The 12,427-nt window shown below is 51.6% G+C and carries 14 protein-coding genes; 9 read left to right on the top strand and 5 right to left on the bottom strand.

From position 1 onward, the window contains the following. Both EA392_15120 and EA392_15115 read left to right on the top strand, forming a co-directional pair. On the top strand, positions 1-849 hold an 849-nt coding region (locus tag EA392_15120; protein ID TVR36414.1), incomplete at its 5' end, for a hypothetical protein. A gap of 71 nt (positions 850-920) precedes the next feature. Next, entirely contained in the window at positions 921-1,361 is a 441-nt protein-coding gene (locus EA392_15115; protein TVR36416.1) for a hypothetical protein, read from the top strand. A 139-nt stretch (positions 1,362-1,500) separates the two neighbouring features. Here the strand turns inward: EA392_15115 and EA392_15110 are convergent, their stop codons facing one another. Next, complete coding sequence (locus tag EA392_15110; protein ID TVR36413.1) at positions 1,501-4,005, bottom strand: TonB-dependent receptor; 2,505 nt, start codon at positions 4,003-4,005, stop codon at positions 1,501-1,503. A 156-nt stretch (positions 4,006-4,161) separates the two neighbouring features. Here EA392_15110 and EA392_15105 point away from each other — a divergent pair, with 156 nt between their 5' ends. Further along, a complete protein-coding gene (locus EA392_15105) occupies positions 4,162-5,598 on the top strand; it encodes a DASS family sodium-coupled anion symporter (GenBank protein TVR36412.1) in 1,437 nt (478 codons plus the stop codon). Between the two features lie 4 nt (positions 5,599-5,602). On the opposite strand, the gene EA392_15100 is transcribed toward EA392_15105, so the two are convergent. From EA392_15100 to elbB, 3 genes are read right to left on the bottom strand one after another with little or no spacing between them, the layout of a single operon-like run. Then, positions 5,603-6,148, bottom strand: coding sequence for a hypothetical protein (locus tag EA392_15100; protein ID TVR36411.1), 546 nt, complete (start codon positions 6,146-6,148; stop codon positions 5,603-5,605). Then, a complete protein-coding gene (locus tag EA392_15095) occupies positions 6,135-6,746 on the bottom strand; it encodes a 2,3-diphosphoglycerate-dependent phosphoglycerate mutase (protein TVR36410.1) in 612 nt (203 codons plus the stop codon). The genes EA392_15100 and EA392_15095 overlap by 14 nt, the downstream gene beginning before the upstream one ends. Before the next feature lie 6 nt (positions 6,747-6,752). Then, entirely contained in the window at positions 6,753-7,445 is a 693-nt protein-coding gene (gene elbB / locus EA392_15090) for an isoprenoid biosynthesis protein ElbB (protein ID TVR36415.1), read from the bottom strand. 137 nt (positions 7,446-7,582) lie between these two features. Between elbB and EA392_15085 the strand changes: the two genes are divergently transcribed. The 6 genes from EA392_15085 to EA392_15060 all read left to right on the top strand — a co-directional run bounded on the left by EA392_15085 (position 7,583) and on the right by EA392_15060 (position 11,789). Then, positions 7,583-7,840 carry a 30S ribosomal protein S20 gene (locus EA392_15085; protein ID TVR36409.1) on the top strand — a complete coding sequence of 86 codons (258 nt, stop codon included), beginning with the start codon at positions 7,583-7,585 and terminating at the stop codon, positions 7,838-7,840. Positions 7,841-7,921: 81 nt separating this feature from the next. Continuing rightward, entirely contained in the window at positions 7,922-8,623 is a 702-nt protein-coding gene (locus EA392_15080) for a JAB domain-containing protein (GenBank protein ID TVR36408.1), read from the top strand. Then, positions 8,620-9,942, top strand: coding sequence for a hypothetical protein (locus EA392_15075; protein ID TVR36407.1), 1,323 nt, complete (start codon positions 8,620-8,622; stop codon positions 9,940-9,942). The genes EA392_15080 and EA392_15075 overlap by 4 nt, the downstream gene beginning before the upstream one ends. A 32-nt stretch (positions 9,943-9,974) precedes the next feature. After that, positions 9,975-10,628: a uracil phosphoribosyltransferase gene (locus EA392_15070; protein TVR36406.1), complete on the top strand. Its 654-nt coding sequence runs from the start codon at positions 9,975-9,977 to the stop codon at positions 10,626-10,628. Positions 10,629-10,682: 54 nt separating this feature from the next. Further along, positions 10,683-11,093, top strand: coding sequence for a hypothetical protein (locus tag EA392_15065; protein TVR36405.1), 411 nt, complete (start codon positions 10,683-10,685; stop codon positions 11,091-11,093). Further along, positions 11,094-11,789 (top strand): noncanonical pyrimidine nucleotidase, YjjG family, encoded by a 696-nt coding sequence (locus tag EA392_15060; GenBank protein TVR36404.1) that lies wholly within the window; start codon positions 11,094-11,096, stop codon positions 11,787-11,789. It abuts the gene before it with no gap. Between the two features lie 68 nt (positions 11,790-11,857). Here EA392_15060 and EA392_15055 read toward each other — a convergent pair whose 3' ends face one another. Further along, entirely contained in the window at positions 11,858-12,427 is a 570-nt protein-coding gene (locus EA392_15055) for a hypothetical protein (GenBank protein TVR36403.1), read from the bottom strand.

Genomic DNA, 12,427 nt, shown 5'->3' with positions numbered 1-12,427 from the left:
GCTTCGGCGCTGGAGCAAAAGGGGAAGTATTTTTATGTGGTGGGCGACGACAGTCCGTTTTTATTTCGTCTCGACACCAACCTGCAAATCACCAAGCATTTTTTGATACATGACAAGGTGACACCGGGTGTAGATCGCATTCCCAAAGAGGAAAAACCCGACTGGGAAGCCATGGTGAACTACAAATGGGGCAACAGCAAAGACTTGCTCATTTTTGGTTCAGGAAGTGGTGAGCACCGCAAACGAATGACGCGGGTGCGCTTTACCGGAAAGGGTTACGAGGTGAAGTCGTACTCACTGAAGCATCTCTACAACAAAATGATGGAGCAGGGTAACATCGCTCCGGAGGATTTCAACATCGAGGGAGCTGCCTCATGGAAAGACCATATCATTTTTATGAACCGCGGCACCAACCAACTGATTCTGGTGCCCAAATTTGCCTTTACGCGCTTTATGAAGTGGAAAGGTAAAAAGCAGGCGCGCAAGAAATTGAGAATTGACTTTTACGACTTTGAATTACCCGAAATTGATGGTGTTCAAGCACGATTTTCAGGAGGGACCAAGGTAAGCGGTGAACATGTATTGGTTTTCAGTGCGTCGGTTGAGCGCACCGATTCTTCGTTTGACGACGGTGAGGTGCTCGGCAGTTTTGTGGGCTTGATTCCGCTTAAAAAGCTCAAAAAAAGGGAAATGCAAATTGCGCGCGTCACGCAAAAAGGCGAGCCTTACATGGGTAAAATTGAGTCGGTGGATGTGCTGAAAGTGGGCAAGAATAAACTGTCTCTGGTGGGTGTTACCGATGATGACAAGGGTGGATCCACATTTCTCTACATGAAGCTGCGTCGCTAAACAAACGGGCACGCACTTTGTATTTTTGGTTGTAAATCAAAAACCCAAATAACATGACAAGTAAATTCTGGATGGCTGCCGCTGTGGTAGCAATGTTCTTTTGCTCTGTTCCTGAGGGAGCTGCCCAGCAAAATTTTAAAGTAGTGACCATTGTGGAGAGCATCGTGCCTGCGGGTATTGGTCGCTCAAGAATTATTGAAACCAAAGAGGATGCAGATATATCCTTGCTTACCACAGAGCGCACCGACGGTACGGACACCAAGCAGGGGAAGGTGAGTCGTAAAGACGCCAAGGTGGATAATTTCTCCGAAACCAAATTGTTGAACTTTTACAGTATGACGGGGATCAACTTTCAGAACATTGCCTCAAACGATGCACTGATTGCGGCCAAAATTGACGAGTTGATTGCGCAGGGTTGGAACCTGACCTTTGTAACCAGCGCGGTGGAAAGCGATGCCGGTAAAGGAGACGGCAACGGAATTTTCATTACCCGTCTGTTCTTTTCGCGGTAAACGACGTTTATGGATATGAAAAGTCCCTCCCAAACGCATTGTGGGAGGGACTTTTTTTACCCCGACTGAACAGGGGTGTTCTGCAGAAAAAGCACTTCAGCAGAAGGTTGTCAGACCAGCGAAACGATTTGGTAATCAATCAAAAACTGAATTTAAAGCCCGCTGTAATAAACCGGGGTAATCCCACACGAATTCCCTGAGGACGACGGGTTACGATATACCGCTCGTCGGTGATGTTTTTCACGCTTATATTGAATGTGGTGTTGATTTTTTCCATGTGGTAGAATAGATTCATGTCAATCAGGGTGTAAGCATCAATAAGCCCGATACGCCCGTTTGCAGAAGGCTCCACGGTGTTGAGTTCATCGCCAAACTGGCTACCTACGTGCGTGAGTGTGGTGCGAAGCGCCAGTCCGCTGTGATGCTCCAGGGTAAGCGCCGAGGAAATCAACAGCTCAGGCGCGTAGGGTGTGCGGTTGCCTGCAATGTTTACGTCCTGCCCGGCTTGTTGCTTAAACCTGTCTTCTGAAAAGGTGGCCTGCACCCATGTTACATTTGCGTCGAACAGCACGTTGAATTTCTCCCACCGGGCCATTTCTCCGAAGTTAAAAGCAATCAGACCCTCTACACCCAGGTGTTGCGTGGCACCGCCATTCATCACGCCGGCAACTACCAGTCCCAATCCACCCGAGGATTCAGAAACCGGGATGACCTGGTTGGAGAAATCCATAAAGAATCCTGTTACATCAAGTTGAACTCCCCTGAATGGCTGCGACCGGAAGCCAAGTTCGTAGTTCCAGCTTCGCTCAGCATCCAGTTCATAAGCTTCTCCCTCACCCGAAATGGCATCTTTGATGCGGGGAGGCGCAAACCCGCGGTGCAGTCCGCCAAAGATTGCGTACTTATCGCTTACCTGCACGTTAAATCCTGCTCCCGGAATAACCTGAACCAATGCGCTGCTGGTTACAAGCGAAGTGTCTGTAACTACTCCGTCGAAAGGACGTCGCCGGATATCCCGCATATAGTCGAAATGCTCTATGCGCGTGCCCGCTGTAACAGAAAAACGTTTGCTGAGCTTAAACCTGTTGTGAATGTAGGCCGAAGATCCATATCCTGTGCGAATTTCATCTTCCCGAAGAACTCCTGAGGGTGCATCGGGTTTGGTTCCGTTGATTCGCTGTTCAAAGGCTCGTTCATAGATAAAGCGCGCACCTGCCGTGAACTCGTTGTCTAGTTTACCCAGGTTGAAGTTGCTGGTTAAGCGACTTTCAACACCTGCCACATCAAAACTTCGGTTGCGGTTTCCGGTTCCGTTGCGCATGTAGATGGCACCACCATCAACGCTTTCATCACCCCATACCACACCGCTGAAATTACCGGGAGGAGGGTTGAGGTTACCCTCAGCATCAAAGCTGTTGTAGGCAAAATCCTGGCGCTGCCAGTTTCTCATAGTGGTATAGCCAAAAGCTGTGGTGGTAATTTTGGTGCGCTTGCTGATGAGGTAATTGTGGGTGGCGCTAACAGAGTAGCGTCTTACATTCAATACATCAAATGGAGCAATGCGCTCAAAGTCTTGCCCCCCTGCATCAAACATGGTTTGGGTAATGCCCACATAGGTAGAGTTGCTCGTTTCGTCATAAATCCCCAGCTTCACTCCGAGGTTAGACCTTTTGTTGATCTGAAGCTTAAACTTGGATGTGAGGTCGTTGATCCGGAATTGAGTAGGGCCCAGGTCATCAGCCTGACGACGGTGATAATTCACTGTAAAACCGGCTTTTCCCTTGGTCTGCCCGTAAAACATGTTGCCACTGAAATAACCTCCCTGACCACCGCGCATATTGATGCTTCCTTCCTGTCCTTCGGGAGGGTCGGCGGTGATGTAGTTCACCACACCACCAATGGTTTGCGGGCCGTACAGTATGGATCCGCTTCCGCGCAGAATTTCAACGCCTTCCATGCGATCCATGGACGGAGTGTAGTAAAGTTCGGGTTCGCCGTAGGGAGATAAGGCTACAGGAATTCCGTCTTCCATCACCAATACAGACCGGCTTCGGTCGGGGTTCAGCCCCCGGATGCCGAGGTTTAACCGCATACCGGCGCCTTCTTCATCCACCACGTGCACACCCGGAGAACGTCGTAAAACTTCATTGCCGCTTACCGGGCTGATGCGGTCAATTTCCTTTCGGTCAATATAGGTGAGAGCTCCGGGTACGGTTTCAAAAATGCCTTCGCGCTGCGCAAGAATATTTACCTGGGGCATCTGGTAGAGGGCATCACGAAGCTTGAAGAGAACCTCCGTGGTCTCACCTGCCCGAATTTCCACCTCTTTGGTGGCTTCCTGGTAGCCGATAATGGTTGCCCCAACTACATAGGTGCCGGCCGGCATGTTCGCTATGGTAAAATTGCCTTGTTCATCGGTTGCGGCGCCGTGGCCATTGCCCACCACGCCAACATTTACATGCGCGAGTGGAAGGTCGTTCAGGTCGGTTACTTTTCCCGAAAGTACCCCGCTGCCTGATTGGGTAAAAGCTGAGGTCGCCAGGAAAAAGATGCACAAGGTGGCGAGGGCAGCAGGAGGGTTTTTAAAAAGTGCTTTCATATGATGTGATGGTATCTTATTTAGAATGGTTTTAAACAGCGGCAAAAATGCGGGTGGGGAGTATTTTGGGCAATACCGCAAAAGGGGTATTTGTGTGACGGAGGCCGGGCCTTGAGTGTAGATTGCACAATATCAGTACTTAATATGGTTGGCGGGGTTGTGTATCTTTCTGTACTTTCGCAGCAAAGCAGGTGCGAACGGATGATTAGAAACAGATTGGGGCTGATAATCGGGCTTCTCGTATTGCTGTCAGGACTCTTCACCGCTCCCGAAGGTGTTTCACCTGAGGCATGGCGTGTGCTGGCACTGGGTGCCATGATGGTCATCTGGTGGGTTAGCGAAGCCGTTCCGCTGCCAGTAACGGCGCTGCTTCCGGTTTTGCTTCTGCCGTGGCTGGGAGTAATGCCGGTTTCCGAAGCTGCCAGACCCTACAGCAGCGATATAGTTTTTCTCTTCCTCGGCGGATTTCTTCTTGCGCTGGCCATCGAAAAATGGAACCTGCACAGGCGGATATCCCTTCAGATTGTGCGCCGGACAGGCAACAGCGCTAACCGCATTGTGCTTGGATTTATGCTGGCAACGGCTTTGCTCAGTATGTGGATCAGCAACACGGCTGCCACGGTGATGATGCTTCCAATTGCATTGTCGGTGGTGGAGCTGCTTAAAAGCGACGAAGAAAAAGTGGGACGCGGTACCCGAAATTTTGGGCTGGCGCTCATGCTGGGTATTGCCTATGCCGCGAATATCGGGGGTATGGCAACACTCATCGGTACGCCACCCAATGTGGTGATGGCCGGAATTCTTGAAGCGCAACACAATATAGTGATTGGCTTTCTCGAATGGATGAAGATCGGTATTCCCGTTTCAGTCGTGCTATTGGTGCTTACTTATGTGTTGCTCACGGAGGTGCTGTACCCCAACCGTATTGGCAGGTTTGAGCGAGGTGAATTTGCTATTCGCGATGCCTTGACTTCGCTGGGAACCATGTCGAAACAGGAAAAGAGGGTGCTGGCTGTTTTTTGTCTCACAGGAGCGATGTGGGTGAGCCGGCAGTGGCTGAGCGACGTGCTGGGGTGGGAATCGCTGCGAGACAGTGGCATTGCCATCCTGGGTGGTATCCTGCTATTCGTGGTGCCTTCCGGAGATGGTACCCGGGGCACCTTGCTCGATTGGTCGGATACACGCCGACTTCCCTGGGGGATTTTGCTGCTTTTTGGCGGCGGACTGTCGCTTGCCAATGCCCTGAGCTGGGTGGGCTGGGTAGATCGGGTAGGGGAGGTGTTCAGCGGTTGGGGTGCCGTTGAATGGATATGGATTACCCTTGGGCTCGTGGCCATTTCGCTGCTTCTTACAGAGGTTATGAGTAATGTGGCGCTGATCAGTGTATTTGTACCTGTGGTTGCTGCCATTGCGGTTGGAATGGATGTGCATCCCACGGTGATGGCTATACCGGTTACCCTGGCAGCGAGTTGCGCCTTTATGCTGCCCATGTCAACCCCGCCCAATGCTATTGTGTTTGCCAGTGGAATGGTACGCGTGCATCAGATGGTAAAGGCGGGTATTGTGCTCAATGCCGTTGCTATTTTGGTGATATGGCTTTTTTCCAACTACCTCGTTCCCGCACTTTTTGGGGCTTAAAGGCTTAGCGGGTGGGCATCACACTGAATCCCGGCAATGTGGTGTCCCTGGCAGCCGGAGCGGCTAATGTATCCGCTTTTGCGGCTTCTATTCCGGCCCTCATTTCGCGTACGCGTTTATTGCGCCTTTCGAGCTCTGTGGTGATGGATGGGTAGAGTTGCGCCCAATTCAGAACGGGGCCGGTTGAACCATCGTCTGGCTGAGCGGGCCTGTCGAGTTGCTCCTGCATCATGCGCTTGTACTTTTCCTCAAACACCTCTTTGGTTGAGGCTGAGGTGAGCTCGGGAAAGTAGTGCAGAGTAGAGTCGGCCATAAGATACCTGGTGCGATACATGGCAGACGTTTGACGCAGAAGGTATTCGTGCAGAGCGTCATTCTCCCGGTAGTAGCTGTTGCCCGCTTCAACGATGGCCTCGTACAGCGAGCCGAAGTCCTTTTTTGCCTGCCGAAGTTCAGGGTGCTGCTTGTAGTTTACCCGCCGGTCGGCTTCGCATCCGGTGAGGAAAAAAAGCAGCGCAATGGCCGATGTTACAATTTTAAGCCTCCGCATGATCTGTTTTCAATACTCTCAGGTCATCGTCCAGCTTGTAAATCTTTGGTTTTCCGGTGGCCACCTCTACCTTCAGGATTTCCTCCTGCGAAAGACCTTCCAGATGCATAATCAGGGCTCGCAGGCTGTTGCCGTGTGCCGAAATTATTACGGTTTTACCCTCGCGCAATGCGGGTGCAATGTTCTCTTCGAAATACGGAATAACGCGATCGGCCGTGTCTTTGAGGCTCTCTCCACCGGGAGGGGCAATATCGAAACTCCTGCGCCAGACATGAACCTGCTCCTCGCCAAACTGCGCGCGGGCCTCGTCTTTGTCCATTCCTTGCAAATCGCCGTACATGCGCTCGTTGAGGGCTTCATGGGCGGTTACAGGTACATCGGGTTGTTCTGATTTTTGGAGGATGATGTTCAGGGTTCGCTGTGCGCGCTTCAGTCCGGAAGTGAAGGCCACATCAAAGCGGTAATCCTTGAGTTGCTCGCCGGCTTGCTCGGCTTCCTGAATTCCGCGCTCTGCGAGATCTACATCTACCCAGCCGGTAAACTTGTTGGCTTTGTTCCATTCGCTTTGTCCGTGGCGGACAATCACCAGTGTTGACATAGTATGTTAGTTTGCTTTTTGAATAAGTTGAACCAGTTCCTCGATGGCTTTTTTGATGTTGGCGCGGATTTCCTTAATCGAGCCTTCCATCATGTAGCAGGGCGCGGTAACGATGAGGTTGTGGTTGTCAATTTCCACCTCGCGCAGGGTGCGCATACTTGATTTGGCACCAATGGATTCCATGCCTTTGCTGATTCCTTCAATGTCGTAAGGCGAGGCTTCGGCTGTGCTTCCCACGGTAAGGGTGGCGTGAACATCGCTCCCTTCAAATGCCTTGGCAATAACGGTAGGGCCCATGCACAGGCCTGCTATGGGTTTGGATGCATCGCGAAAAGCGCGGATGATTTTCCGTACTTCGGGGTTGATGTCGCCATCCGGGCCGCTCAGTGCCCATTGGTTGAGGTTTTTCGCAGCACCAAATCCACCGGGAATGACCAGACCGTCCAATTGACTGATATCTATATCGCTCAAAGACTGTACAGCCCCTCTTGCGATCCTCGCAGATTCTATCAATACGTTGCGCTTCTCGTTCATTTCATCGCCGTTCAGGTGGTTCACCACGTGGTGCTGATCTGTATCAGGAGCCATGCACACCGCCTCGGCCCCCAATTCGTCAATGGCCAGCAGTGTAAAGACCGCTTCGTGAATTTCCGATCCGTCGTAAACACCACATCCTGCAAGTAATACTCCAATTTTCATCGTTCTGTAGTTTTTGTTCGGGTTCTGCTCAAAATTAGGATTTAATTTCCTTCTGAAAAGTTTCGGAAATTTGTTGGTGGGATTGGTGAAAAGGTCTATATTTGCCCCTCCAAAATTTTGGGATAACAACAAGTATTATGGCGAATCACAAATCAGCGCTCAAGAGAATCCGGCAAAACGAAACCCGTCGTCTGCACAACCGCTATTTCCACAGAACTACGCGAAATGCTATACGCAAGTTGAAAAGCACCACCGATCCCAAAGCGGCCGGTGAGTTGTTGACCTCGGTAACTGCCATGATTGATAAATTGGCCAAGAAAAACATTATTCACGCAAACAAGGCCGCGAACCTTAAGTCTGGAATTACGCGCCACGTGAACTCATTATCTGCCTAGCGGACAGATTGAAACAATTGAGACGAAAAAAACCTCTGCCGAAAACGCAGGGGTTTTTTTATTTTCGGGGTTCCATCCAATATGCACACCGTGAAAGATGTAAGTAAACTAGCCATTAAGCAGTGGGCCGAAGATGACCGTCCGCGCGAGAAGCTACTCTACAAGGGGGCATCGGCGCTTTCGGACGCCGAGCTTATTGCCATTTTGATTGGTTCGGGCAACCGCAAAGAGAGCGCCGTAGAGCTGTCGCAACGCATTTTGAAAGAATCGGGTCAGAGTTTTAGTGCCTTGGCCAGGCTTACCTTGCACGACTTGATGAACTACCCCGGCATCGGAGAAGCCAAGGCCATTTCCATAGCCGCTGCGCTGGAAGTGGGCCGCAGACGCAAGGCCGAATCACCTACCGAGCGATTAAAAATCACGCAAAGCAGCCAGGTGTACGAAGAGATGTTTCACCTTGCAGACATCAACCACGAGGAGTTTTGGGTGATGCTGCTTGACCGTGCCAATCAGGTGATTGAAAAAGTGAGGGTGAGCAGCGGCGGAGTAGCCGGAACCGTGGCCGACGCCAGGATTATCTACAAATCGGCCATTCAACGCTACGCTTCGTCTATCATATTGGTGCACAACCACCCATCCGGAAACCTGCGCCCCAGCGAGCAAGACATTCGCCTCACCAAGAAACTGAAGGCAGCGGGAGAAGTACTCGAAATTCCGGTCCTCGACCACATCATTGTTACCCACCGTGGCTACTACAGCTTTATGGACGAAGGAAACCTGTGAGCGTAGTTGTCTATACCGAAAAACCCTCGCCCCGTGTGGCCTATGCGGTGGATTTGCTCTTTGGAAATCTGCTGGGGCTCACCTACAAGGTAACCCAAAACCCCGACGACCTTCATCAACCCGGGGTGTTTGGCCTGAACTATTCCAACAAGCAGCTCCAGGCGCACGTAAACATTTCTCCGCAGGAATGGATGTTTCGCAGCGATACCCGCGCCATTTCAGTGGCCGTGGGAAAGTGGCAAGGCTTGCCGGTACTCTTTCCCAATGACAGTCCCGAAGTGGGTTTCGATTGGTTGGCGGCCAGTTTCTATCTTGCCAGCCGCTACGAGGAGTACCTGCCATTTAGTCCTGATAGGCACGAGCGTTTTGCCGCATCCGAGAGCCTTGCCTACCGCGAGGGCTTTTTGCGGAGGCCTTTGATCAATGAGTGGGCCCTGGCCATTAAAGTCCTGGTTCAGACAGCCCGCCCTAAGATATCATTCAACTCCAAAGAGTTTCGCGCTGAAATAACCTTTGATATTGACGTGGGCTGGGCATATCGTCACAAGGGTTGGTGGCGAACCACCGCGGCACTGGGAAGGGAGGTCGTGTTGTTTCGCTTCCGCGCGGCCTGGCGAAGGTTTCGCGTGCTGTTGGGACTGGAGCCCGACCCTTACGACACCTACGATTATGTCTTTCAAACCATCAACGACAGCAGTTTGGATGCCCGGTTTTTTATGCTCCTCGGTGACTTCAATACCTTCGATCGCAACAGTCATCACCACAACAAGGCCATGATTAAACTGATACACCGCATTGCCGCTGTGGCCAATGTGGGTATTCACCCGTCGTACGAATCCAAATATTCGAGACAGCAATTGCGCAAGGAGGTGCTCAGGTTGCGCCGTATTCTCGGTGCTCCCGTTACAGAAAGCCGCCAACATTATCTCCGCCTGAATTTTCCCAATACCTACAAAGAGCTCATCAACGCCGGTATTACCGATGATTTCACCATGGGCTATGCACAGCAGGCAGGTTTTCGCGCGTCGCTCTGTACGCCTTTCCAATACTTTGACCTCTCCGAAAACCAGGTTACCCCACTCAAGGTGCATCCCTTTGCCTATATGGACGGAACGCTCAATCACTACATGAAACTGGAACCCGAAAGCGCCATTGAACTGGCTGACGAACTCATTGATAGCGTGCGAAAAGTGGGAGGAGTGTTTTACTGCTTGTGGCACAACAGCTCTCTTTGCGAAGAACGTGAATGGCAGGGCTGGCGACGCGTATATGAAGCAACGCTGCGCAGTTGTCAATCCGGTGAGCATCTAAAAAGTTAACTTTGTCGCAGTTCTCTCTCCAAATTCATCGCATGACACCAACCAACGACTACAGCAAAACGCCTTCCGTCCTCAATCGCTATATCGCCGAAATACGCGATGCCCAAACCCAGAAGGACCCCCTGCGCTTCAGGATTAACCTTGAGCGAATCGGGAGTTTTTTCGCTATTGAAATCAGTAAAACACTTGATTATCAAGCGCGCGAGGTTGTAACGCCCCTGGGCACCGCTGAGGTAAACGACTTTACCGATGAAATTGTGGTGGGAACCATTCTTCGCGCCGGATTGCCCATGCACAAAGGTGTGCTGGATGTATTTGACCGGGCCGAAAATGCGTTTGTTTCTGCCTACAGGAAAAGTAAAAAGGGAGATGCTTTCGAGATTCAGGTGGAGTATATGTCGAGCCCCGACCTTACTGATAAAGTGTTGATTCTTACGGATCCGATGTTGGCTACCGGGGCGTCCATGGCACTCGTGTATAAGTCGCTCGCACTTCGCGGAAGGCCCAAACACATTCACGTGGTAGCGGCCATTGCCAGTGTAGAAGGTGTGCGCTACACCAAAAAACACATGCCCAAGAACACCACGTTTTGGGTGGGTGCCGTAGATGACGAGCTCACGGCACAGGCCTACATCGTTCCCGGACTAGGAGACGCCGGGGACCTGGCCTACGGTAAAAAAAGCTAAACCATGTACGGCCTCGAAGCGGTACTCATTTTCCTGACAGCATCGGTCAGGTTTATGTTTGCGCCTCCGGCTGCTCAATTGCTGGGCTACACCTATTGGGAAACCGTGGCCATTACCACAGCCGGCGGGTGCAGTGGTGTGGTTTTCTTCTACATTTTCAGCGCGCGGGTGATGGAGTACCATCGCCAACGAACACTCAGAAAGCAAGCCAAAAAACGCGCGCGAGGTGAGCAGGTAGAAGTGCGGTATTTTACCTTTTTCAATAAATTGATGGTGCGCACCAAGCGCAGGGTAGGCGTAGCCGGTATGGCTTTTCTCACGCCGGTAATACTGTCCATACCCATCGGCTCCGTGGTGTCGGCCAAGTTTTTTAAGCACCACCCGGCCATGCTGCCCGCGCTGATGATTTCTATCTTTATCTGGGCGCTGGGGGTAACTTCTATGACCTCATTTTTGGGAGAGTAAATGGTGCGCTACGAACACATCTTCTTTGACCTCGACCGCACCCTGTGGGATTTTGACCGCAACTCGCGCGAGGCACTGCTCGAAATGATTGCAGCACACAGTTTGCGCGAACGAGGGGTGGAAGACACAGACTCCTTTATTTCGAGCTACCAGAAAATCAACGAGCACTACTGGGCGTTGTATCGTCAACAGGAGATTACAAAGGCCGTGCTTCGCACCATTCGGTTTGCCGATACACTAAGACTTTTTGGCGTGGACGACGAGAAGCTGGCTGCCAGCCTCGCCGATGATTACATTGCTATCAGTCCGCGAAAAACCCAATTGCTGCCCGGAGCCATTGAACTGCTCGACCACCTTGCCGCACACTACAGGCTGCACATCATCACCAACGGGTTTGAGGAAGTGCAGCATATCAAGCTGCAGCATTCAGGATTGCAACCGTACTTTGAAGAAGTGATAACCTCCGAAAGGGCGGGTACCAAAAAGCCCGGGCCGGCTATTTTTCACCTTGCCTGCACCTTAAGCGGCGCGCGCATCGAAACATCGCTTATGGTGGGCGACGATCTGGAAACAGATATCCGCGGTGCGCGGGGTGTGGGCATGGACCAGGCGTACCTCAATGTAAACAAGTATGAACACGGCGAGGAGGTTACCCATGAGGTGCATAGGCTGGATGAGTTGAAGGGGGTGCTTTGATCAAGCTGCTTCGCGCTTCGACCCTCAGCACTCCGGTCGAAATGACAAAGAATGTTTGAAATGCGCCCCTACCTCACCACCAACACCTTTCCCTTTTCCTCAAATTGCTGGCCCTCAACGTTGGTGAAGCGAATGCGGTAAAAGTAATAGCCCGTTGCGTAGCTGCTGCCGTACCAAAGCTCGGTGGGGCCGTTGTTTACCTCCTGCTCAACGTGGTACAGGCGCTGGCCAATGGTGTTGTACAGCTCGTAGCGTATGTGCGCCACGTTGGTGGTTTGGATGGTGTAGGCTACAGAAGGATTGTCATACAAAGTGGGCAGAAAAAGACTGTGGGTATAATCCGGGTGCACAATGATGGTGGCTGTGGCGGTATCTGCACAGTGGGGTTCGTTGTACCAGCTTATGAGTTGTACGGGGTAGCTGCCGGCGCTGTCAAAGGTGTGTTGGTGCTGAAAGGTGGTAAAAGTTTCTCCCTCTACCGTCCACTCAAAATCTGTGGCGCCGCTGCTTTGGTTGTTGAATTGCACGGTGAGCGGCTCGGTACCTTCCTGCGGGTTGGCGGTAAAGGCGGCTATGGCCGGAATAAACTCCTCAATGGTAAAAGGCTGGGCGTAAAAACACTGGTTTTGGTCTCGCAC

It is taken from the genome of Cryomorphaceae bacterium (genome assembly GCA_007695365.1).
Lineage (GTDB): Bacteria > Bacteroidota > Bacteroidia > Flavobacteriales_D > SKUL01 > SKUL01.
This window is presented reverse-complemented; position numbering and strand designations above follow the sequence as displayed.

What these genes read in the sequence shown, in the direction of transcription:
- EA392_15070 (TVR36406.1), top strand. Translation starts at nt 9,975, where the DNA reads ATGACACCAACCAACGACTACAGCAAAACGCCTTCCGTCCTCAATCGC.
- EA392_15100 (TVR36411.1), bottom strand. Translation starts at nt 6,148, where the DNA reads ATGCGGAGGCTTAAAATTGTAACATCGGCCATTGCGCTGCTTTTTTTC.
- EA392_15080 (TVR36408.1), top strand. Translation starts at nt 7,922, where the DNA reads ATGCACACCGTGAAAGATGTAAGTAAACTAGCCATTAAGCAGTGGGCC.
- EA392_15115 (TVR36416.1), top strand. Translation starts at nt 921, where the DNA reads ATGGCTGCCGCTGTGGTAGCAATGTTCTTTTGCTCTGTTCCTGAGGGA.
- EA392_15085 (TVR36409.1), top strand. Translation starts at nt 7,583, where the DNA reads ATGGCGAATCACAAATCAGCGCTCAAGAGAATCCGGCAAAACGAAACC.
- EA392_15065 (TVR36405.1), top strand. Translation starts at nt 10,683, where the DNA reads ATGTTTGCGCCTCCGGCTGCTCAATTGCTGGGCTACACCTATTGGGAA.
- EA392_15095 (TVR36410.1), bottom strand. Translation starts at nt 6,746, where the DNA reads ATGTCAACACTGGTGATTGTCCGCCACGGACAAAGCGAATGGAACAAA.
- elbB (TVR36415.1), bottom strand. Translation starts at nt 7,445, where the DNA reads ATGAAAATTGGAGTATTACTTGCAGGATGTGGTGTTTACGACGGATCG.
- EA392_15060 (TVR36404.1), top strand. Translation starts at nt 11,094, where the DNA reads ATGGTGCGCTACGAACACATCTTCTTTGACCTCGACCGCACCCTGTGG.
- EA392_15105 (TVR36412.1), top strand. Translation starts at nt 4,162, where the DNA reads ATGATTAGAAACAGATTGGGGCTGATAATCGGGCTTCTCGTATTGCTG.